A 21593-nucleotide genomic window follows, 5' to 3' on the forward strand; every position below is an offset into this window, starting at 1 on the left:
GTCAGCAGCGCTGTCAGTCGTCCAGGCCGCGGGCGCTGAGGGCCTCGCCCAGTGCGTCGGCGTGCCGCAACGCGCTCACCACCAGCGGTACGGCGAAGGCGCGCATGCTCCACTCCACTCCCCTGGCACGCTGAGCCTCCCGCACCCGGGTGGCCAGGTCGGCCATGACCGGCACGCTGCGGATCGTGAGGGACAGCAGCAACGACAGCCGGAACGGGTCCAGCCCCACGAACCGCGCGGGTGACAGGCAGCGTTCGAGGAACGCCATCATGGCGGCCGTCCGCGTCGTCAGGGTGACCAGCCCGGCCAGGGCGACGGCCAGGACGACCCGCGACACCGAAGTGATCGCCGACGGCAGGTCCGCGAACACCATCTGCATGGCGAACAGCGCGACGGCGAACCAGCGCACCGGACGTACCTGCGCCCAGGCCGCCGCCGCGCCCACCCCCGAGACGGCGAACAGCACGCCCACCACCAGCGCGGCGACCGCCATCGCCATCGGCGCGCGCAGGAGGACGAGCACCGTGCACAAGGCGGCCAGAGCCGCGAGCTTGGCCCCCGCGGGGAGGCGGTGCAGCGGTGAGTCCCCGGGGACGTAGGCGCCGGTGAGCGCGTTCACGACATGAGCTTCCGGTAGTGGCCGATGGCCGCCCGCGGCGCGGCGTCGGCCACGATCCGCCCCTCGTCCAGCACCAGCAGACGGTCGAAGTCCTCCAGCAGGGCGAGATCGTGGCTGACCACGACCACCTGCTGCGGCAGCTCACGCAGCACGTCGGCGACCAGCCGGGAGTGGCGCAGGTCCAGCAGGGTCGTGGGTTCGTCCATGACGAGGATCTCGGGTTCGAGCACCAGGACCGAGCAGAGGGCGAGCAGCTGTTTCTGACCGCCGGACAGCTGGTGGGCGGGGTGGTCGGCGTGGCCTGCCAGGCCGTACCTCTCCAGGACGTCGGCGACCCTGCGCTCGACCTCCTCGCGCGGCAGCTTCCGCCGGCGCAGGGAGAACGCGACGTCCTCGGCCACGGTCGGCATGACGATCTGCGCGTCGGGGTCGGTGAACAGGAACCCGACACGCCGCCTGATCCTGGCCGCGTGGCGGCGGGTGTCGTCACCGAGGACGGTGACGGTGCCCGAGGTCGGCAGGACCAGGCCGTTCAGGAGCCGGGCCAGGGTGCTCTTGCCCGAACCGTTGGCTCCGATCACGCCCACCCGCCGCTCGGGCAGCGCGGCCGTGACACCGCACAGCACCTCACGCTGCCCGAGCCGGACCCGCACGTCGTCCAGCTCGATCACGCACACCACCCATGGATCCCACGCACCGCTCATACCACCTCGAACAGGGCGGCGACTCCGAGGCCGCCGCCGACCGCCGCCGTCGCCAACCCGAGCGTCCCCGGCGGCGCGCCCGACCGCACGAGCCGCGTGAACAGCCGCGTGACCACGACCGCTCCGGTCGCCCCCCACGGATGGCCGAGCGCCAGCGCGCCGCCGTCCGCGCAGACCCGCTCCCTGTCGGCGCCGAGTGGATCGAGCCCGAGCGCGTCGGTGACGGCCAGCGTCTGGGCCGCGAACGCCTCCACGATCTCCACCGCCGCGATCTGTTCCATGCTCACTCCGGTACGGCCGAGCAGCCGCCGTACCGCGGGCACCGGACCCCAGCCGGGCAGGGCGGGATCGCAGCCGACGACCGCTCCGCCCCGCAGCCGGAGTCCGGGCAGCCCGGCTCCGGCCCGCAGTCGTTCCGAGGTGAGGGCGACCACCGCCGCCCCGTCACTGACCGGCGAGGAGTTCCCGGCCGTCACCGACCCACCCGGGACGAACGCCGCCGGCAACCGCGACAGCGACGCCGGCCGCATCAGCCGGGGACGCTGGTCCTCCGTCCGGCCGCCGACCTCGACGATCTCCGCCGCGAACCGCCCCGCCTCCCGCGCGGCCACCGCCTTGGCGTTGCTCGCGCCGGCGTAGTCGTCCTGGCGTTCCCGCTCCACGCCGCGCGCCGCGGCGAGCGCCTCGGCGGCGGCCCCCATGTCCGGGTCCGGATGGCCCGCCGGGGTGAAGGGCGCCCGTTCGTACGGCGTGTCGGGGCTCTCCCGGTGCGCCCGCAACGGCGCGGTGGAGGCGCTCTCGGCTCCACCGGCGATGACCAGCTCCATCTCCTCGCTGGCCACGGCCTGACCGGCCATCAGGATCGCCGCCAGCCCGCTGCCGCACTGCCGATCCACCGTGGCACCGGGAACCGCCTCGCCGAGCCCCGCGCCCAACGCCGAGACCCGCGCCAGGTTCCCGCCGGGACCCATGCAGTTGCCGAGCACCACGTCGTCGATCGGCACACCGAGGCAGGCGACGTCACGGGCCACCACCTGGATGACCGGCGCGGCCAGCCTGTCGGCCGTCACCTCCTTGAAGGCGTGCCCGGCGGTCCCGATCGCCGTACGGCGTGCGGCCACGATGACCGGCAGGGCCTCGGGTGGGAGCGGTCGCATCAGGGGAGCCGCCAGAGGTACGGGTCGCTGTCGGCCTGGCGGACGGCGTCACCGTCTGCCAAGCGGGCGGGGTCGGCGTCCGCCAAGCGGGCGATACCACTGTCTATCGAGCCGGCGGCGTCGGCGCCCGTCAACCGGACGGCATCGTTGTCCGTCCCCCGGGCGATGTCACCGTCCGCCAAGCGGGCAGCATCACCGTCCGCCAAGCGGGCGGTGAGGAGGCCGCGGGCCGGCTTGCCTGCCGAGGTGCGGGGCAGGGTGCCCATCGCGTACCAGCGGCGGGGCCGTTGCGCGGCGGCCAGGCCGCCGCGTGCCACGGCCTCGAGCGTGGCTCGCGGCGGCGGCGGCCCGGCGCCCACCTCGACGATGGCCGTGACCACCGCGCCCAGGTCCGGGTGCGGTGAGCCGACCACCACGACGTCGCCCACTCCGCGCACGCTCCTGAGCACCTCCTCGACGTCCTCCGGCACGACCGTGGCTCCGCCGGTCTGGATCGCGCCGTCTCCCCGGCCGCGCAACCGCAGAACCTCACCTGGCAGGTACGGCTCCGCCACGTCGCCGACGCTCATCCACCCGTCGCCGTCCACCCGCAGCGGGCCCGACGCTCCCGCCAGGTAGCCCTCGGCCAGCCAGGGCGAGCGCACCCACACCTCGCCGAGCGACTGGCCAGGGGGCGTCCTGACCTGTAGTTCGGCACCTGGAAAAGGGCGCAGCCCCGCGCCGTCCACGTCGACGGCCACGAAGGACAGCTCGGTCGCGCCATAGTAGGACACCACCCGTATCCCGGCGCCCACCGCCCGCTCCCGCAGCTCTGCGGGCAGTGCCGCCCCGCCGATCACGACGGTCCGCAGCGGAGCGCCCTCCGGCAGGGCGTCGAGTACGGTCGGCAGGCAGTGCGGCACCAGGTGCGCCACGGTCGCCTGGCCGAGCTGCGCGCCCAGGGACCCGGGCAACCAGCGGCCCGGCACCAAGGCTGTGGCACCAACGGCCAGCGCGTGCACGGCCGCGAAACCGTACAGGGACGAGCTCAAGGGCCCGGGCACCAGGACGACGTCGCCGGGCCCGATCCCGGCGAGCTCGCTCATCTGCGGGAACGACGCGGTCCAGGACGCGCGGGTGCGGACCACGGCCCGCGGCCGGCCGGTGCTCCCGGAGCTGAAGCACGCCCAGGCCCGATCCCCGGCCTCCGGCCGCGGCCACACCGCTGGCGCGGACGGCCGTACACCTCCCTCAGCGGGTGACACAAGGCCATCCACCCCAAGAGCAGCATCCCTCTCGCTGGAAGGGCGGCCATCGAGGCCCCCGAGGTGACCGGGGCGGTCGAGGTGATCGGGCTGACCCGGGCGCTCAAGGTGGCCGGGCTGACCTGGGCGGTCAAGGTGGCCGGGCTGATCCGGGCGCTCGAGGTGCCCGGGCTGACCCGGGCGGCCGAGGTGACCGGAGCGGTCGGGACGGTCGGAGCGGTCGGGACGGTCGGAGCGGTCGGGACGGTCGGAGCGGTCGGGACGGTCGGAGCGGTCGGGACGGTCGGAGCGGTCGGGACGGTCGGAGCGGTCGGGACGGTCGGAGTGGTCCGGGTGGTCGAAACCGTCCAGGTGGTCCAGGCCGTCCAGGTGGAGATCTGCTGGGATCGCAGCCCGTACGCGCTCGTCCCACGCCGGATCGCACAGCAGCGGCGTACCCCCCGCCAGATCCGTCGCCAGCGCGGCGGTGAGCTGGTCCGCCGGGTCGGCCAGGCTGATCGCGACCAGTGCGCCGCGGCCCATCCCCAGCGCGGCCAGGTGCGTCGCCGTGCCGCGGATCCGTCGGGCGAGCTCCGCGTAACTCAGCTCGCCCGCCGGACCGCACACCGCGAGGCGGTGCGGGTGGTCGTAAGCGTGTCGCAATACCTGTACGGCGACCGGCATGACCTGGTCAGCCCTCCTTGCCGGCGCGGAGCCGTTCGCGATGTACGGCCGGGACGGCGTCAGGGTATGCCCGTTGAGTCCCCCTCGTCACAATCGACGCCAGCACCGCCTTGATCAGGTCACCGGGCAGGAACTGGAGACTGAACACCGCCGCCTTGCCCAGCGAGACCCCGGTGACCAGCGCCTGCACCGGGATACCGGCCAGGTAGACCACCCCGATGCCGCCGACCGCACAGGCCACCACCAGCCGTACGACGCTCGGGTGATGACCGCCGCGTTCGACGATCCAGCCGGTCACGGCCGCGCCGGGCAGCCAGCCGAGCAGGAAGCCGGCCGACGGCCCCACGAACACGCCCAGCCCCCCACGCCCGCCGGCCAGCAGCGGCAGGCCCGCGGCCACCAGCACGAGCAGGACGGCGACGGCCACGGCGGCCCGCCACGACCCCAGGATCGTGCCCGCCAGCATGACGCCGAACGTCTGCAGCGTGATCGGGACCGTGTTGCCGAAGACGTTCAGGCTGCCCGGCAGGCCGAGCGCGGCGATCAGCGCCGCGAAGACGGCGATCCGGGCGATGTCGCCGGTGGGGAACCCGTTCCCCAGGTTGAACTTGGACATGTCGCCTCCTCCACTCTTGTAGGTGCGCGGATCCGATCTCACACCACAACGTCGCAGGGCACGCATGGAGGGATGCCACAACAATCGCCCACGATAGATGTCGCACCCGGAGAGGCGGCATTTGAGTTGGGGTTTGCTCTGGCCAAGACGCCCGGCTGATCAGACCATCTGTCCATGACGTGGTTCCGGTGGAGACGCGATGAACGGGCGACCGCTCCCCTGTCCCGGGCGGAATTCGACACGCTTCCGCCCAAGGAACGCGCTGAGCTGCACAGCGTGGCCCGAAACAGCCGACGCCAGTTCGTCGCCACCCTGCTGCAGGTCGCCACGACCATCGGTGTGCTGGGCGGACTGCTGCTGACCGCGCAGGGACTGGCTCAGACCGCGAAATCGATCGACGCCTCCCGCGAGGAGCTGCTGATCGCCAGGAAGGGCCTCGAGGTCGCCCAGAAGGGCCAGGTCACCGACCGATTCAGCAAGGCCGTCGAACAACTCGGCGGCAAGAGCATGGACGTGCGGATCGGCGGTGTCTACGCCCTGGACGGCATCGGCAGAGACGTCCCCGCCTACCGGCAGACCACCGTCGACGTGCTCGCCTCCTATGTCGTGGGGAACGGCCGTACGTCGACGAAGAAGCAGTTCGGGCAAGCGAGAGATGTTCAGACCATGCTCACTGTGCTGGGCCGGGTCCGGCCGGTCGGTGCGAAGGACGGCTGGATCGACTTGTCACATGCCCGGCTCGGTGGCGCCACCCTGCAAGGCGCCTACCTGCCGCGCAACAGGATGTTCGGCACGGTTCTTGCCGAAGCCAATCTCATCGAAGCAGACCTGTCCGACAGCCTCATGCCCTTCGCCGACCTCTCCGAAGCTTTCCTGACGAAGGCGAACCTCGCGCGCACCAATTTCAATCTCGCCGACCTGTCCAAGGCCCGCATGGAGGACGCCGACCTGACCGGCACCATCTTTTTCGTCACGAACCTGAGGGGCGCCGACCTGAAGGGCGCCACCTTGAAGGACGCCGACTTCAGGCGCGCTGACCTCACCGGCGCCACAGGACTGCCGCCCACCGCCCAACTCAAGAAGATCGTCCAATGGGACACCCACACGAAGTGGCCGTGACCAGCGGGATCAGCGCGAACACGGAAATCGGCAAGGCCATCGCCGACAGAGTCCGGATCGATCCGCTCGGCGGCCTGATGGATACGGTGACCGAAAAAGTCGTCAAGCGTCGAACGCCCCTTCTCGCTTCGCGCGAGAAGGGGCGTTCGATGATGTGCGGTCTTCATCGCATCACACTGACGAGCCCGGCGAATGGCCTCGCCGCTCCCTCGGAGGGAACGCCCGACTGGTCAGTCTCTCGATGTGCTGTGGGCGTCGAATCCAAGGTCATCGACACTGTCGTGTGGGCCGATGATCCAGCTTTCTCCGTCGCAGCTGCCACCTCTCCATGCCCGGTGCCGATAATTCGTGTTGTTGATTATCGACCTGTAGGGAAAACCGTCGCCACTTGTGTTCCAGCAGGTACCGGTCGGCGCCGATGCGACGAACAGCGAACGCCCTTCGAAGTCGGTGTCGCTGTAGAAGCACAGCCTGGACCTCGGGCACGCATCGGCGGCGCTAGATTTTGCGTCTGCCATGGCAGGGCCGACAGAAAGGCCGATGAGTGCGATTGAAGTGATGCTGATGAATTTCACGTTGCGGAACATTGTTCTTCCTCTCGTTTCGGGTAGGGACGCGCGCCCGAGGTTGCCGATTCTTTGCGTTCGAGTGAGGACGTGAGGACGCGGCCGCATGATCTTGCATAGGTGTTTCTCAGCCCCCGTTACCGCCACCACTGCTGGTTCCAGGGGCCGCAGTCCCACAACTGGACCTTGCCGCCGTTACCGCCGGTGTTCGTGTCCGCGTCCAGACACCGCTGGAAACGCACGTTGTACACGGAGCCATCGTCACGGAGAACCCACTGCTGCTGGTTCCAGGGACCGCAGTCCCACAGCTGGACCTTGCCGCCGTTACCGCCGGTGTTCGTGTCCGCGTCCAGACACCGCTGGAAACGCATGTTGTAGATGGAGCCGTCCGCCCGGACGTCCCAGTCCTGCTGGTTCCAGGGACCGCAGTCCCACAGCTGGACCTTGCCGCCATTGCCGCCGGTGTTCGTGTCCGCGTCCAGGCACCGCTGGAAACGCACGTTATGGAAGTGCCGCACCGACAGCGCCGACTTGGCGGCAGCGGGCTTCGCAGGCTGTGCCAACGCCGTACCGCTACCGGCGATGAGCAGCGCCAGCGTTGTGCTGAATACACGAGTTGTCAGCTTCATGCCATTTCCTTTGAACGGACCGATGGGAGTCGAATGACGTAATCCACATATTGGTCCGAGCGAATCTCTCCACCCATCCCGATTGTTAGGGGTGGCGGATCGACGGCCGGGTGTTCGGCCGCACCGGCTAGGTCGCGCCAGTCAACCCCCTGCAGAGCGAGGGCCGCACGGCGCTTGCCCGCAACTCCGTGATTCCTCCACAACCAGTCCGAACTATCACTAAAGTGATCAAGTCAAAGATCAAGGAGGAAACACCATGAAGCAGACGACCGCCCTGCGGATCGGCCGTTCAGCGCTTGTGGTGGCGCTGGCGGGAGGTGTCGTGCCGGTCGCCGTCGCGCCCGCCGCGTTCGCCGCCCAGAAGGCGACGCTGGGGCCGTACGGGTACGGCAACCTGAAGCTCGGCATGACCGCCACGAAGGCCAAGGCGACCGGGCGAATCGTCCGCAAGTCAGTCGGAGACAACGCCAGGTGCACGGGCTGGGACCTCAAGGAGAGCCCGTACGGCGAATACCGGGTGGGGATGTACATCTCCAAGAAGCACGGCGTGGCCATGATCGTCGCGCCCACTGGCCTCAAGACGCCTCAGGGCATCGGCCTCGGCTCCAGCAGGGCGCAGCTGAAGGCCGCCTACCCCAATCTGCGGCGCGGTCCGGGTGGTTACCCCACCGCCGACGTGCCGGGCAAGAAGGCGTACTACATGTTCTATGTGTCGAACAGCAACAACAAGGTCGCGGGGATGAGCCTGGTTCTGGCCAAGCAGGACTGCGTCAGGTACTAGCGCATACGAAAGGCCCTGGAATCCGCCGCCCGGGGGAGCATCCAGGGCCTCAGCCACCCCCTCCGCGCCAGGTGGGCAGAGGCCGGTGGCCGGTGGCGACCTCGTAGGCGGCGACGGCCATGAGGCGGGTCGAGTCGAGCGTCGGCAGCGGCGACACCTCGGGGGTCACCAGGAGCGGGATCTCGGTGCAGACGAGCGCGACGGCGTCACAGCCCCTGTCCGCCAGCCGCGCGATGACACGGACGTACTCCTGCCGCGACTCCTCGGTGAACACGCCGTTCACCAGCTCATCGAAGATGATCTTGTTGATGATCCGCCGGTCGTCCGCCTCCGGCACCTCGGCCGCGATCCCGCGCGCGGCTAGCGCCCGCGGATAAAGCCCGCTGCCCATCGTGTACGACGTACCGAGCACAGCGATCTTCGTCCGCCCGTCGCGAACTGCCTGGTCGGCGACCACCTCGGCGATGTGCAGGCCCGGCAGGGCGAGATCCTCGCCGGGCCGTTCGAGCGCCAGATGGGCGGTGTTGTCCGGGCAGGCGAAGAAGTCGGCCCCGGCGCGCGCGAGGCGCTCGACGCTGACGGCCAGTGTGGCCCTGATCGAGTCGTGGTCACCCGCGTCCCAGGCGGGCATGCTGTAGCCGAAGGCGATGTAGTCGAGGGTCACGTCGGGATACTCGTGCCGGCCCACCCGGCGGAAACCCTCCTGGCAGTAGGCCAGGAAACACAGGGCCGCGCCTTCGGTGCTGTGGGCGAGAATGCCGAGATGCCGCATGATGATCACTCCTTCGGCGACCGCCGTGGAGCGATTCGCGGGATCCGTGAAACTGGACGGCATTGGGCTGCAACCCGCTACTAATCGTTTATCGAGCCACTGGCTATTGAATCTCCGCAACATTCGCGCTCAAGCAGCGAGAGGAAATAGTCATGTTATCAAGCGAACAACGACCCGACGACCAGCCCGCGTTATCCGACGACGGCAACGAAGGCAGACGATCCCCGGCGGACGTCGTCATACCGGAGCTCTCCCGCCGGGCCTTTCTGGGGACCAGCCTCGGAGCCATGGCGCTGAGCTCGCTGCCCTGGGCCGGCGCGCCCATCCCGCCGTCATGGCACTGGGCTGGTCGCGGCAACCCCGGCCCTGGGGTGACGTACGGGATCGGTGCGGTGGCGGTCGTCGACAGGAATGTCTCGCCGGCCTCCCGCCCCTTCGTATTCGTACGGGCGGAGGACAGTCATCTGTGGATTCTCTGGCAGAGGCCAGATGGCATCTTCGAATGGGTCGACCAAGGAGGAAAGGTCGACCGGCCGGTCGGCGTCATCGCTCTCGACGACAGGCCGGAGGGAAATCGACCTTACGCGTTCGTCATACGAGACCAACATCTCTGGGTGAGGTGGTGGAACGGTACAACGTGGCTCTGGTCCGACCAGGGGCAGCCGCCGGGCGTCAACCTTTTCCGAGGCCTCGGCGCGGTGACGGTCGCGCTGAAGCCGTCGATGAGTCCCGCGCCCTTCGCCGTCGTCATCGGCAGCGACGGCAATGCGTGGGTGAACTGGTGGAACGGGTCGTCCTGGCTCTGGCACAGCATGGGTACGCCCGGCGTTGTCGGGATCGGCTCCTCGATGGGAGTCCTCGCCGTCACGGACGAGAGGACCGGCGAGCAGAGCCTGCAGGTGTACGTGTGGGGCAGCGACGGGCAGTTGTGGCTCGGCGTCACGGACACGGTGTACTCACGGTGGACTGCTCTTGGCTCGCCCCCATACCCTTCGATTATCGGTGGACCGGCCGGTGCGGCGATCATCAAGCGCGGCCCCGGGCAGCTCTCGCAAGCCTGCTGCTTCGTCCTGAGCGGAGGGACCAGCAACGTCTGGGTCTGTCAGGACGACTCCTGGCTCGATGTGGGTGCCCCGCTGAGTGACCATTACGCCCTTGCCAGCTTGGGTGCGATCAGCGTCCCGGACAGCACCAACGACTCCCAATACGCGCTGGTCTTCGTGACCGACGGCAACAACTCCGTCTGGGCCTGCCGGTGGGACGGCGTCAAGGCGGTCTGGGAGGACCACGGGAATCCAACCGGCCGTACCATCGACGCGGGCATTGGCATCTGCAACACCACCTATCCCTCGCCTGGAGGGCCTCCACTGCCCAATGCTTTCGTGCGAACCACCGACGGGCTCGTATACGAGAACTGGGAGCAGTAAGCCCGGGCATCGTCCAGCGTCGGCGCGCCTCCCGCGGCCGCTCGTGCTGAGCGGGGCGGCGGCCCTGTCAGCGAACTCCGCCGGGGCCCAGCAACCCGATCACGTGGTTTCGAGCATGGCGGTGATCCGCCGGCGGATCGCGTCGCTGACCGGCACCTGTACGACCATCACCAGGTCAGGGCGCTCGACCAGGCGGAGCTGGAACATCTCCAGCTCGACCCGCCCGGCCTCAGGGTGATCGAGTTCGACCGTCGCCGGCCTGAAGGAGCGGATCGGATACTCCTTCCACCACTCCCGGAACTCCGGACTCGCCGCCGTCAGCCCGGCGACGATGTCCGCGAACCGCGGATCGTTCGGTCGCTGCCCGGCCATGGCCCGGAACTGGCTGAGAACGGCCCGCGCCGCCGGCTCCCATCGGGTCATGCGGGCCCGGTTCTCCTCGTCGGTGAACATCATCCACACCAGGTTGCGCCGGTCGGGCGGAAAGCTTTCCGGATCGTGGCGGATCAGCGCGTACGGACGGTTCCATGCCAGGTAGTCGAAATGGCCGTCATAGATCGAGGCGATGTTCGGCGCCGCGGCGTCGACCAGGCGGCGCAGTCGCGGACGTACGTCATCGGTGGAGGTTTCCCGGTCCGGGGCGGCGAGGCCGGCGAGGTCGCGGAGGTGGCGGTGCTGGTCCGGGCCGAGAAGCAGCGCGCGGGCCAGCGCGTCGATCACCTGGGCCGACGCGGAGATGTTCCGGCCCTGCTCCAGCCAGGTGTACCAGGTGACGCCGACGCCGGACAGCTCGGCGACCTCCTCGCGCCGGAGCCCGGCGGTCCGGCGTCGCCCCGGTATGCCGTCTTCCGGCAGCCCCACGTCGGCCGGCCGCAGCCGGGCCCGGCGCGCGCGCAGGAAGGCGCCCAGCTCGGCGCGTCGCGCCGGCTGTCCGCTGTCGTGGCCGCTTCCCACAGCGCTCCCGTGGACGGTGAACCGACCGGCAGGTTAGCAGTATCTGTACCAGGATCGACCGCTTCTCCGTGGCTAGCCTGATCATTGTCACCGCCGGGCGAAGGAGAGCACATGACACAGCGAGAGGTGCTGGTGATCGGGGCCACCGGCCAGCAGGGCGGCGCGGCCGCGCGCCAGTTACTCGATCGTGGGTGGGAGGTTCGCGCCCTGGTACGGGATGCCGGTTCGCCGGGCGCCGCATCGCTGCGGGCGGCGGGGGCCACCCTCGTCACCGGCGACCTGGACGACCCGGCGTCGCTCCGGGCGGCGATGGACGGCGCGTACGGCGTCTTCCTGGTGCTGACCATGCTCACCGGCGCCAAGGTAACCCCTGAAGGGGTGGCGGCCGAGGAACGGCGCGGCACGACGGTGGCCGAGCTCGCCGAGAAGTCCGGCGTCGAGCACCTCGTCTACAGCTCGATCAGCGGCGCGGGCCTGGTGAGCGACATCCCGTACTACGACAGCAAGGCCCGCATCGAGGAGCGCATCGGCTCGCTCGGGCTGTCGGCCACCGTCCTGCGGCCCGTCATGTTCATGGAGAACTTCACCTCCCTCACCCGCCCGGTCGTGGACGGCGACGAGCTGGTGGTCAACCTCGCCGTACGACCGGAGACGCGGGTACGGCTGATCGCGATGCGGGACATCGGGGCGTTCGTCGCGGTCGCGTTCGACCAGCCCGGCGCGTTCATCGGCCGAACGCTCGAGATCGCCGGAGACTGCCTCTCCGCGCAGGCGATCGCCGAGGCCTTCGGCCGGGCCGGTGGCCTGCCCGCCCGCTTCCACCAGGTGCCCATCGAGCAGGTACGGGCCTTCGACGAGCAGGTGGCCCGGATGTTCGCCTGGCTCGGCGAACGCGACGACGACGAACCCGACTTCCCGGCGCTGCGGGCCGCCCACCCGGACCTGATGACGCTGGAGACCTGGCTCGACACGACCGGATGGAAGCCATGACCGACGGACTGCTGCTCCCACCCGGCGCCGGATCCCGGATCCAGACCGCCGGCATCACGCTCAAGGTGGGTGCGGAGCGGTCGGCGAGCTGGTCCGTGTTCGAGGCCGACGTCGCACCGGGATTCGACGTCGGGGCGCACCTGCACCATAACGTCGAGGAGGTGTTCTACGTCCTCGACGGGGAGCTCGAACTGCTCGCCTTCCACCCACGTGATAAGGCCGGTGGCGACTGGCGGACGTGGGAGTCGGACACCGGCACGCCGGTGTTCAAAGGCGGTCCGGGGAGCGTCATGTTCGTGCCCGCGGGCTGCCCGCACGCCTTCTTCAATCCCGGACCCGAGCCCGCGCGGATGCTCTTCCTCGTCTCCCCGTCCGGCCACGAGCACTATCTCCGCGAACTCGCCGATCTGATAGCCACCGGCCGGCCACCCGATCAGGAGGCGATCGCGGCACTACGGGCCCGCCACGACATCCACCAGCTGACCCCGTTTGTGAACCGCCTATAGCCGCAACCGCAGCAGCTCGGAGATCCGCGCCTGGTCACGTTCGGTGGGGGTGAAGGTGACGAGCTTGTGCTCGGGTTCGTCGGCGAGCTGGAGGACGACGTGGTGCAACTCGAGCTCGCCGAGCACCGGATGGCGCAGCCGCTTGGTGCCGGAGGCCAGAGGGACGACCTTGTGCTGCGGCCACCACTCCCGCACCTCGGGGCTCGCCGCGCGCAGGCGGTCGAGCAACGCGCTGAAGGCCGGGTCGCCGGGGTGCCGGGCCGCGGCCGTGCGGAAGCGGCCGAGCAGCGCGGAGGCCTCGCCCGGCCAGTCGACCATGACCTGCCGGGCCTCGGGATCCGTGAACATCCACCAGAGCATGTTGCGAGCTTCCGGCGGCCGGGCCGGCCAGTCGGTCCACAATGCCCGGGCGGCCCGGTTGGCGGCCAGGACGTCGAAGCACCGGCCGGTGACATAGGTCGGGCACGGGTCGAGCCGGTCGACGAGTGAGACGACGACAGGTGAGAGCGATTCGGCGGCGGCCGGCGTCTCGGCGGGCGGGGCGCCGTGGATGAGCTCGTGGACGTGGCCGCGTTCGGCGGCGTCGAGGCGCAGCGCCGCCGCGAGCGCGTCGAGCACCTGGTGCGACGGACGCACCTCACGGCCCTGCTCCAGGTAGGTGTAGTAGGTCGAGGAGATGGCCGCGAGCTGGGCCACCTCCTCTCGGCGCAGTCCGCGGGTCCGCCGTCGGGTCCCCGCGGGCAGGCCGACGTCGGCGGGCTGAAGGCGCTCGCGGCGGGAGCGGAGCAGGTCTCCCAGCTCTCTCGCCCGGATCGCCGAGCTCGCGGAGCTCACGGAGCTCACGGAGCTCACGGAGCTCACGGATCGCGACATCCTGGTACTTCCATTACTAGAAACAGCGTGCTGTGGTTACCAGGATAGGTCGCGGTTACGGTGAAGGCCATGAACGTTCGAACCCTAGGGCCGGAAGGTCTCACCGTCTCGGCAGTCGGCTTCGGCTGCATGGGCATGTCGCAGGGCTACGGGCCGGCCGACGACGCCGAGTCGATCGCCACCCTGCACCGGGCCATCGACCTCGGCGTCACCTTCTGGGACACCGCCATGAGCTACGGCCGTGGCCACAACGAGCAGTTGCTCGGCCGGGCGCTGGCCGGGCGCCGGGATGAGGTGGTCCTGGCCACCAAGTTCGGCATCATCCGCGGCGACGACGGCGCACGACGGGTCGACGGCCGGCCCGAGAACGTCCGCGCCTACTGCGAGGCGTCACTGGCCCGGCTGGGCGTCGGCCATATCGACCTGTACTACCAGCACCGCGTCGACCCGCAGGTGCCGATCGAGGAGACCGTCGGCGCCATGGCGGAGCTGGTCGCCGAGGGCAAGGTCCGCCACCTCGGGCTGTCGGAGGCGAGCCCCGGCGAGCTCGAGCGGGCGGCCGCCACCCATCCGATCAGCGCGGCGCAGTACGAATGGTCGCTGTGGTGGCGTGACATCGAGGACGACGTGCTGCCCACGGCCCGCCGGCTGGGCATCGGGCTGGTCCCCTACAGTCCGCTCGGCCGCGGCTTCCTGGCCGGCGCCGTCTCCACGGACGCCCTCGGGGCCGACGACTTCCGTCTCGGCGATCCGCGCTTCCAGGACGAGAGCCTGGAGCGCAACCAGGCGCTCGCCACCGAGGTGCGACGGCTGGCCGCCGAGCGCGAGGTGACCCCGGCCCAGCTCGCGCTCGCCTGGCTGCTGGCCCAGGGCGAGGACGTCGTCCCCATCCCCGGGACCCGGCGCGCCGCGCGTCTGGCGGAGAACGCCGCCAGTGCCGAGATCGTCCTGTCTCCCGCCGACCTCGACCGGCTGGAGGCGGCCGTACCCCGGTCGGCCTGGTCGGGCGACCGCCAGTCGTTCGCCGCCCACCGCACGGCCCGCACCGTGTGATTGGAGCCACCGCCGCGCCGCGACGGCGCCTAGACTTCGCGAGCGTGGCAGGCATTGTTTTCAGGCAGCTCACCGGAGTGCTGGCCGGGCTGGTCACCGGAGCCGCGGCCCTCGCCCTGCTGGCCTTCGCCTGGCCGTACCGGAGCAGGTGGGCGCCGCGGATGGTGGAGCTGGAACGGGCCCGGCTGGCCGCCTGGTTCGGCCAGGAGACCGACGGGGCCGCCTCGGGTCACGGATACCTGGCGCTGCGTGCGCTGGTCGGGGTGTTCGGGGGTTACCTCGCGCTGGCGCTGCTGTTCCTCGCCCTGCTGTTCCTGGGCGGCAGCATGTGGGTGGTGTTCTCCGGCGAGTACGCCCCGGTGGCGCTGGACCTGCCCGGCATCAGGCTGTCGATGCACAGCTGGGCGGTCGGCCTGGCCTGCGGGGTGCTGATGCTGGCCCTGGGCGCGTTCTGGTGCCGCCTGCTGGTGGCGACCGAGCGGCGGCTGGCCGTACGCTTCCTCGGCCCCGGGCCACAGGAGCTGATGCGACGGCGCATCGCCGAGCTGACCGTCACCCGTTACGGCATCGTGCGGGTGGTCGACGACGAGCGGCGCAGGATCGAGCGCGACCTGCACGACGGCGTGCAGCAGCGCGGCGTGGCGCTGGCCATGCTGCTCGGGCGGGCCCGGCACAGCCCCGCCGGGGCCGCCAAGCTCGTGGACCAGGCCTACGCCGAGTCGCGGCAGCTGCTCGACGAGCTGCGTAGCGTGGCGTGGCGGATCTACCCGACGGCGCTCGACGAGCTGGGCCTGCGGACGGCGCTGGCCGGTGTCGCCGAACGGTCGTGCGTGCCGGTGACCGTCGAATACGGGCTGGCCGGGCGGCCCGTCTCCGAGGTGGAGACCGCACTGTACTTCGTGGCCAGGGAGGCGATCACCAACGCGGTCAAGCACGCGCGGGCGAGCGACATCCTGGTCGTGTTGAGCGAGGACGAGCGGGCGGTACGCCTGGTGGTCTCCGACGACGGGCGGGGCGGCGCCGACCCGGCGGGCGGCGGGCTGTCGGGGCTGGCCCGGCGGGTGCTGGCGCTCGACGGCCGGTTCGAGGTCGACAGCCCGCCCGGCGGCGGCACCAGGATCTGCGCGACCCTCCCGAAGGAGGGACAGTGCGGCTGATTCTCGCCGACGACGCCGTGCTGCTGCGTGAGGGCCTGATCAGGCTGCTGGAGGACGCCGGGCACGAGGTCGTGGCCGCGACCGGCGACGCGGAGTCCTTGATCGCGGCGGTGGCCGAACACCAGCCGGAGATCGCGGTGGTGGACGTCCGGATGCCGCCCACCCACTCCAACGAGGGGCTCCGCGCGGCACTGGAGATCCGCGAACGCTGGCCCGCGGTGGGCGTGCTGGTCCTGTCGCAGTACGTGGAGAAGACGTACGCGGCCAAACTGCTCTCCGGAGCCACCGAGGGCATGGGCTATCTGCTGAAGGACCGGGTGTCGGAGGTGGCGGACTTCCTGGGGTCGCTGGAGCGGATCCGCGAGGGCGGGACCGTCATCGACCCGGAAGTGGTCAAGCAGCTCCTCGCCCGCACCACCCACGTGGACCCGCTGCGTACGCTCAGCGAACGCGAGTCGGAGGTCCTCCGGCAACTCGCCCAGGGCTACACCAACACCGCGATCGCCACGAACCTCCACATCTCCCTGAGCACGGTGGAGAAGCACGTCAACGCCATCTTCGACAAACTCGGCCTGCCCGCGACCCCCACCTACAGCAGACGGGTGCTGGCGATCCTGCGCCACCTCGACGGCTGAGCACCGCCCCTTCCAAGATTCGCCCTTGAAAACGTGTCGAATCCGGCCGACCGGCTTCTACCTCCCCGATGACGGAAGGAAACCATCATGTTCGAGAACACCAGAGCCTTCAGCGGCTTCTCCACCGACGACATCCCGGCCGCCAAGCGGTTCTACGGCGAGACGCTCGGCCTGCGCGTCTCCGAGAACCACGGGATCCTCACGCTGCACATCGCGGGCGACCGCGACACGATCGTCTACCCGAAGCAGGACCACACGCCGGCGACGTTCACCATATTGAACTTCCCCGTCAGCGACATCGACCAGGCGGTGGACGAACTGGTGGCGCGCGGGGTCGTCTTCGAGCGTCTTGCGGGCACGGACGAGAAGGGCGTCAACCGCGTGAGCGGCCCGCTGATCGCCTGGTTCAAGGACCCGGCGGGCAACTGGCTGTCGGTGATCCAGCAGGACTGACCTCACGAACTGTTCAGATAGGCGAGTACGGCCAGGACCCGGCGATGTCCGCCATCGGCCGGAGGCAGGCCGAGCTTGGCGAAGATGTTGCCGATGTGCTTGTGCACGGCGTTGTCGGTGACGAACAGCCGCTTGCCGATCTCGGTGTTGCCGAGCCCCTGGGCCATGAGGGTGAGCACTTCGCGTTCGCGGTTGGTGAGGGCGTCGATCGTACTCCCCGCCATGAGCTGGGCGATGACCTCCGGGTCCATGACGGTGCCGCCGTCGGCGACCCGGCGCAGGTCGCCGACGAACTCGCTGACCCGGCTCACCCGGTCCTTCAGCAGGTAGCCGAGGCCGCCACGGCCGTCGGAGAGCAACTCTCTGGCGTACACCTTCTCCACGTACTGCGACAGGACCAGCACCGGCAGGCCGGGGTGCGCGCGCCGGATCTCCAGCGCGGCGCGGATGCCCTCGTCGCGGAACGACGGGGGCAGCCGTACGTCGGCGATGACGGCGTCGGGCCGGTGCTCGTCCACGGCCGCCACCAGGCCCGGCTCGTCGGTGACGATGGCGGCGACCTCGATCCCCTTGCTGCCCAGCAGCAGTTCCAGGCCGGCGGAGAGCAGGACGTTGTCCTCGGCGATCACGACGCGCACGGCAGCTCCACGGTGATGGCGGTGGGGCCGCCGGCCGGGCTGGAGACGAGCACGGTGCCGTCGAGCGCGGCCACCCGGCGGCGGATGCCGACGACGCCGGTGCCGAGCGCCTCGTTCACGCCGCCGATCCCGTCGTCGGTCACCTCGACCAGCAACCGGCCGCCGTCGCGGGTCAACCGGACCAGGACCCGGGTGGCGCCGCTGTGCTTGGCGGCGTTGGTGAGCGTCTCGGCCACGATGAAGTAGGCGGCGGCCTCCACGGAGGCGGGCAGCTTGCCCAGCTCGCCGGCCCGGGCCGCTCCGGCGCTCAGGTCCTGGAGCTCGACCTCGGCCGGGACGCCCGCCCCGGCCGTCAGGGCGGCCAGCGCCCCGTCGAGTCCGCGGTCGGCCAGGATCGGCGGGTACATCGTCCTGATCACCTCACGCAGCTCGGTCATGGCCTCCTCGGCTCCTTCGTGCGCCTCCTGGAGCAGCTTGGCGAGGGCGCCGGCGTCGTCGGGCAGCGACTCCCTGGCCACGCCCAGCCGCATGGCGATCGCCACCAGCCTGGCCTGCGTGCCGTCGTGCAGATCCCGTTCGATGCGGCGCAGCTCCGCGCCGTGGGCGTCGAGCACGCCCGCCCGGCTCTCGGTCAGCTCGCCGACGCGTTCGGTCAGCAGTTCCTCGGCCGTGGGCTCCAGCGCGGCGACACACCCGCGCGCGTGGAACCCCGCCAGCCGCGGCACCGCCCACCACGACAGCGCCCCGAAGCCCGCGACCGACCCGGCGGCCAGCCCCAGCGCGCTCCCCCACCCGGTCACCGGGATCCCGGCCAGCAGCCGCAGCGGCTCGTCGGCGGGGAAGAGCCACCACAGCGGAGCCGCCACCACGGTGAGCACCGGGGTGCCGACGAGGGCCAGCGCGGCCAGCCCGGCCGGGATACCGGTGGCGATCTGGCGCAGCGTCCAGCGGGCGTCGCGCCTGACCTCGGGATCGTCGAGCACCTGCCGCCACTGGGCGCGCAGCCCCTTGCCGAGCACCAGGTCGCGCGGGGTGATGGTGACGCCGAGGTACGCGGCGGCGCGGCGGCGGTGCCATTCGGCCCAGCGTCGCAGCACGACCGTCGCCCGGGGGAACGCGAACAGCCCGAGCCCGGCGAGGCCGGACGACAGCGCCACCGCTGCCAGTAGCGGTGGGGCCAATAGCGTGGCAATGGCGGACGGCAGGCCGGCCAGGAGGTATCGGGTCCCTCGTAGTAGCTTTCGCACGCCCCAAGTGTCCTCAATCACGGACGTGCTGCGCACTACAGCACACTCCACCTTCCGCACCCTCCCGCCGTACTTCGGCTGGGGTCCTTCTGAGGAGCGGGGAGCGACGATCGCTCGGGTCCCTCTGAAGAGCGGGAGCGACGATCGCTCGGGTCCCTCTGAGGAACGGGAACGGCGACCGCCCGGCTCCCTCTGAAGAGCGGGAGCCGGGCGGTCGATCGCGGTGCCGGTGACGGAGCGGTGCGTGGGGAAAGCGTGGCTAGTCGAGGCGGGGAACCGCGTCCACCAGGGCGCGGGTGTACGGATGGCGGGGTTGCTGGAACACCTGCTCGACCTCGCCTTCCTCCACCACCCGGCCGTCCTTCATGACGAGCACCCGGTCGCTGACGTGGTGGACGACGCCCAGGTCGTGGGAGATGAACAGCATGGCGGTCCCGTACTCGGCCTGGATCTCGGCGAGCAGGTCGAGCACCTGGGCCTGGATCGAGACGTCGAGCGCCGAGACGGGCTCGTCACAGATGAGCACGCCGGGGCGGGGGCCGAGGGCTCTGGCGATGGCGACCCGCTGCCGCTGGCCGCCGGACAGCTCTCTGGGGTGGCGGGCGGCGTACGCGGCGGGCAGGCCGACACGCTCCAGCAGGTCCAGTGCCCGCGCCCGGCGTTCCCGGCGAGGCAGGGCGAGTGGCTCGGCGACCAGGCGGCCGACGGTGTGGCGGGGGTCGAAGGAGTCGAGCGGGTTCTGCGAGATGAGCTGGACGTTCCGCCGCATCGGGCGGCGCTCGCGTTCGGGCAGGCCGCTCCACTGCCGCTGGTGCAGGCTCACCTGTCCGGTCTCGGGTTCGAGCAGGCCGAGAACGAGCCTGGCGACCGTGGTCTTGCCCGAGCCGGACTCGCCGACGATGCCGAGCGTCTCGCCCTCGTGCAGGGTGAAAGAGACGTCGTCCACGACGCGGCGCGGACCGTACGACATGGACAGGCCGGTGGCGGCGAGCACCTGCGCGGACAGGCTCGGCTCGGAAGGGGTCGAGGCGCGGCGTGGGAGTGGTGTGCCGTCCGACAGGCGGGTGCCTCTGGAGGCGGCGGAGGGGACGGCGGAGAGCAGCGAGCGCGTGTACTCGTGCGCGGGCGAAGCCAGCACGCTCCGGGCGGGCCCCTCCTCGACGACGCGGCCGTCCTTCATGACCAGGATGCGGTCGGCGATCGACGCGACCACGGCGAGATCGTGGCTGATCAGCAGCAGCGCCGTCCCCGCGGCCTTGCGTTCGGCGAGCAGCCGCAGGATCTGGGCCTGCACGGTGACGTCGAGCGCGGTGGTGGGCTCGTCCGCGATGATCAGCTCGGGCTCGGCGGCGATGGCCGAGGCGATCAGCACCCGCTGTCGCAGCCCGCCGGAGAGCTGGTGCGGGTGCTGGCGGGCGCGGGCGGCCGGGTCCGGGACGCCGACCGCGTCGAGCAGCTCCAGCACCCGTTCCGGCCGCCGCGCACGGGGGACGACCTGGTGTACGGCCAGCACCTCACCGATCTCGGCGGCCACGGTACGCAGCGGATCGAGCGAGACCAGCGCGTCCTGCAGCACCAAGCCGGCGAACCGGCCGCGCAACCGCCGCCAGTCGGCCGGGCGGAAGCCGCGAACGTCCCTGCCGGACAGGTCGAACGACCCGGCTTCGACCCGGGAGCCCGGCCCGGCCAGGCCGAGCAGCGACCGGGCGGTGACGCTCTTGCCGGAGCCGGACTCGCCGACGATCGCCACGCACTCCCCCGCCGCGACCGACAGCGAGACGCCGCGCACGACCTCGGTCCCGCCGAAACTCACCCTCAGGTCCGCCACGGAGACCAGCGCGGTGTCAGAGGCACCGGCATCCGAGGCAACCGCGCGAACGCTCCCGGCGTCACGCCCGCCAAGACCGGTCCGGGCGTCACGCCCGCCAAGGCCGGTCTCGGCGTCACGCTCACTGAGGCCGGTCCCGGTGTGCTCCTCTCGGAACGTGGTCACGGCGTCCTCCCCTCGAAGCGGTGCTGCAGACGCCGCCCGATCACGGTCAGGCAGACGACGGTCAAGGTGATCGCGACCCCCGGGAACAGCGCCTCCCACCAGGCGACCCGCAGGTAGTTGCGGGCCTCGGCGAGCATGGCGCCCCACTCCGCGGCCGGCGGCTGAGGCCCCATGCCGAGGAAGCTGAGCCCCGACGCGCCGATGACGGCCTGGCCGAGCCCGATGGTGGCCAGCACCGGGATCGGGCCCAGCACGTTGGGCAGGACATGCTGGGCGGTGATGACCGCCCGGGAACGGCCGAAGGTGACGGCCTGTTCGACGTACCCGGCGTGGCGGACCACGAAGGTCTGGGCCCGGATCACCCGCGCGTAGTTGGGGATCTGCGCGACGGCGATCGCGAAGATCACGTTCATGGTGCCGGGGCCGGTGATCGCGATGACGAGCAGCGCCAGCAGCAGCTCCGGCAGGGTCGACAGCACGTCGAACGAGCGCGCCAGCGCCTCGTCCAGCCACTTCGGCGACAGCCCGGCGGCCAGGCCGAGCAGGATGCCCGAGGTCACGGCCACGGCGGTGGCCGAGACGCCGATGGTGAGCGAGTGCCGGGCGCCGTACACCACCCTGGACAGCACGTCCCTGCCGAGGTGGTCGCTGCCGAACCAGTGCGCGCCGCCGGGCGGGGTCAGCGCGCGCAGCGGGTCGGCCGACAGCGGGTCCACGCCGGTGAGCAGGCCGGGTACGGCAACGGCCAGCGCCAGCAGGGTCAGGAAGGCGGCGGGTACGAGGATGCGCGCCGGCAC

At 70.9% G+C, this 21593-nt stretch carries 23 protein-coding genes; 9 read left to right on the forward strand and 14 right to left on the reverse strand.

The window, feature by feature from the left end; translation table 11 throughout:
• Positions 1–13: 13 nt before the first annotated feature.
• From KME78_RS08870 to KME78_RS08895, 5 genes are read right to left on the reverse strand one after another with little or no spacing between them, the layout of a single operon-like run.
• Positions 14–619: an energy-coupling factor transporter transmembrane component T family protein gene (locus KME78_RS08870; RefSeq protein ID WP_219528321.1), complete on the reverse strand. Its 606-nt coding sequence runs from the start codon at positions 617–619 to the stop codon at positions 14–16.
• Positions 616–1290 carry an energy-coupling factor ABC transporter ATP-binding protein gene (locus KME78_RS08875; protein ID WP_308126887.1) on the reverse strand — a complete coding sequence of 225 codons (675 nt, stop codon included), beginning with the start codon at positions 1288–1290 and terminating at the stop codon, positions 616–618. The genes KME78_RS08870 and KME78_RS08875 overlap by 4 nt, the downstream gene beginning before the upstream one ends.
• Positions 1291–1319: 29 nt before the next feature.
• Complete coding sequence (locus KME78_RS08880) at positions 1320–2480, reverse strand: thiolase family protein (RefSeq protein ID WP_219528323.1); 1161 nt, start codon at positions 2478–2480, stop codon at positions 1320–1322.
• Positions 2480–4387, reverse strand: coding sequence for a class I adenylate-forming enzyme family protein (locus KME78_RS08885; protein ID WP_246650757.1), 1908 nt, complete (start codon positions 4385–4387; stop codon positions 2480–2482). The genes KME78_RS08880 and KME78_RS08885 overlap by 1 nt, the downstream gene beginning before the upstream one ends.
• Positions 4388–4394: 7 nt before the next feature.
• A complete protein-coding gene (locus KME78_RS08895; protein WP_219528324.1) occupies positions 4395–5003 on the reverse strand; it encodes a biotin transporter BioY in 609 nt (202 codons plus the stop codon).
• 174 nt (positions 5004–5177) lie between these two features.
• On the opposite strand from KME78_RS08895, the gene KME78_RS08900 reads away from it, so the two are divergent.
• Positions 5178–6122: a pentapeptide repeat-containing protein gene (locus KME78_RS08900; RefSeq protein WP_219528325.1), complete on the forward strand. Its 945-nt coding sequence runs from the start codon at positions 5178–5180 to the stop codon at positions 6120–6122.
• 230 nt (positions 6123–6352) lie between these two features.
• On the opposite strand, the gene KME78_RS67870 is transcribed toward KME78_RS08900, so the two are convergent.
• Both KME78_RS67870 and KME78_RS08910 read right to left on the reverse strand, forming a co-directional pair.
• Positions 6353–6796, reverse strand: coding sequence for a peptidase inhibitor family I36 protein (locus KME78_RS67870; RefSeq protein WP_372454896.1), 444 nt, complete (start codon positions 6794–6796; stop codon positions 6353–6355).
• Between the two features lie 29 nt (positions 6797–6825).
• Positions 6826–7317: a ricin-type beta-trefoil lectin domain protein gene (locus tag KME78_RS08910; RefSeq protein ID WP_219528327.1), complete on the reverse strand. Its 492-nt coding sequence runs from the start codon at positions 7315–7317 to the stop codon at positions 6826–6828.
• A 256-nt stretch (positions 7318–7573) separates the two neighbouring features.
• Here KME78_RS08910 and KME78_RS08915 point away from each other — a divergent pair, with 256 nt between their 5' ends.
• Positions 7574–8098: a hypothetical protein gene (locus KME78_RS08915; RefSeq protein WP_219528328.1), complete on the forward strand. Its 525-nt coding sequence runs from the start codon at positions 7574–7576 to the stop codon at positions 8096–8098.
• A 49-nt stretch (positions 8099–8147) separates the two neighbouring features.
• Here the strand turns inward: KME78_RS08915 and KME78_RS08920 are convergent, their stop codons facing one another.
• Positions 8148–8870: an aspartate/glutamate racemase family protein gene (locus KME78_RS08920; RefSeq protein WP_219528329.1), complete on the reverse strand. Its 723-nt coding sequence runs from the start codon at positions 8868–8870 to the stop codon at positions 8148–8150.
• 287 nt (positions 8871–9157) lie between these two features.
• On the opposite strand from KME78_RS08920, the gene KME78_RS08925 reads away from it, so the two are divergent.
• Positions 9158–10297: a PLL family lectin gene (locus KME78_RS08925; RefSeq protein ID WP_219528330.1), complete on the forward strand. Its 1140-nt coding sequence runs from the start codon at positions 9158–9160 to the stop codon at positions 10295–10297.
• Between the two features lie 99 nt (positions 10298–10396).
• Here the strand turns inward: KME78_RS08925 and KME78_RS08930 are convergent, their stop codons facing one another.
• Positions 10397–11251, reverse strand: coding sequence for a helix-turn-helix transcriptional regulator (locus KME78_RS08930; RefSeq protein WP_219528331.1), 855 nt, complete (start codon positions 11249–11251; stop codon positions 10397–10399).
• Between the two features lie 111 nt (positions 11252–11362).
• On the opposite strand from KME78_RS08930, the gene KME78_RS08935 reads away from it, so the two are divergent.
• Complete coding sequence (locus KME78_RS08935) at positions 11363–12241, forward strand: NmrA/HSCARG family protein (protein WP_219528332.1); 879 nt, start codon at positions 11363–11365, stop codon at positions 12239–12241.
• The gene (locus KME78_RS08940; protein ID WP_219528333.1) at positions 12238–12747 is read left to right on the forward strand and encodes a cupin domain-containing protein; all 510 of its coding nucleotides are present in this window, start codon (positions 12238–12240) and stop codon (positions 12745–12747) included. The genes KME78_RS08935 and KME78_RS08940 overlap by 4 nt, the downstream gene beginning before the upstream one ends.
• On the opposite strand, the gene KME78_RS08945 is transcribed toward KME78_RS08940, so the two are convergent.
• Positions 12742–13590 (reverse strand): MmyB family transcriptional regulator, encoded by an 849-nt coding sequence (locus KME78_RS08945; RefSeq protein WP_219528334.1) that lies wholly within the window; start codon positions 13588–13590, stop codon positions 12742–12744. The genes KME78_RS08940 and KME78_RS08945 overlap by 6 nt on opposite strands.
• Positions 13591–13689: 99 nt before the next feature.
• On the opposite strand from KME78_RS08945, the gene KME78_RS08950 reads away from it, so the two are divergent.
• The 4 genes from KME78_RS08950 to KME78_RS08965 all read left to right on the forward strand — a co-directional run bounded on the left by KME78_RS08950 (position 13690) and on the right by KME78_RS08965 (position 16918).
• Positions 13690–14673 carry an aldo/keto reductase gene (locus KME78_RS08950; protein ID WP_219528335.1) on the forward strand — a complete coding sequence of 328 codons (984 nt, stop codon included), beginning with the start codon at positions 13690–13692 and terminating at the stop codon, positions 14671–14673.
• Between the two features lie 44 nt (positions 14674–14717).
• Positions 14718–15830 carry a sensor histidine kinase gene (locus KME78_RS08955; protein ID WP_308126857.1) on the forward strand — a complete coding sequence of 371 codons (1113 nt, stop codon included), beginning with the start codon at positions 14718–14720 and terminating at the stop codon, positions 15828–15830.
• Positions 15821–16465 carry a response regulator transcription factor gene (locus KME78_RS08960; protein ID WP_219528336.1) on the forward strand — a complete coding sequence of 215 codons (645 nt, stop codon included), beginning with the start codon at positions 15821–15823 and terminating at the stop codon, positions 16463–16465. Before KME78_RS08955 ends, KME78_RS08960 begins: the two co-directional genes overlap by 10 nt.
• A gap of 87 nt (positions 16466–16552) precedes the next feature.
• A complete protein-coding gene (locus KME78_RS08965; RefSeq protein WP_219528337.1) occupies positions 16553–16918 on the forward strand; it encodes a VOC family protein in 366 nt (121 codons plus the stop codon).
• 2 nt (positions 16919–16920) lie between these two features.
• Here the strand turns inward: KME78_RS08965 and KME78_RS08970 are convergent, their stop codons facing one another.
• From KME78_RS08970 to KME78_RS08985, 4 genes are all read right to left on the reverse strand, one after another.
• Positions 16921–17556 (reverse strand): response regulator transcription factor, encoded by a 636-nt coding sequence (locus KME78_RS08970; protein WP_219528338.1) that lies wholly within the window; start codon positions 17554–17556, stop codon positions 16921–16923.
• On the reverse strand, positions 17544–18803 hold the full coding sequence (locus KME78_RS08975) for a sensor histidine kinase (protein ID WP_219528339.1): 1260 nt from the start codon (positions 18801–18803) through the stop codon (positions 17544–17546). Before KME78_RS08975 ends, KME78_RS08970 begins: the two co-directional genes overlap by 13 nt.
• 259 nt (positions 18804–19062) lie before the next feature.
• Positions 19063–20796, reverse strand: coding sequence for a dipeptide ABC transporter ATP-binding protein (locus tag KME78_RS08980; RefSeq protein WP_443687327.1), 1734 nt, complete (start codon positions 20794–20796; stop codon positions 19063–19065).
• Positions 20793–21593, reverse strand: a complete 801-nt coding sequence (locus KME78_RS08985) for an ABC transporter permease (protein WP_308126858.1) — start codon at positions 21591–21593, stop codon at positions 20793–20795. The genes KME78_RS08980 and KME78_RS08985 overlap by 4 nt, the downstream gene beginning before the upstream one ends.

Origin of the sequence: Nonomuraea guangzhouensis, assembly GCF_019396345.1 — a bacterium.
GTDB lineage: Bacteria > Actinomycetota > Actinomycetes > Streptosporangiales > Streptosporangiaceae > Nonomuraea > Nonomuraea guangzhouensis.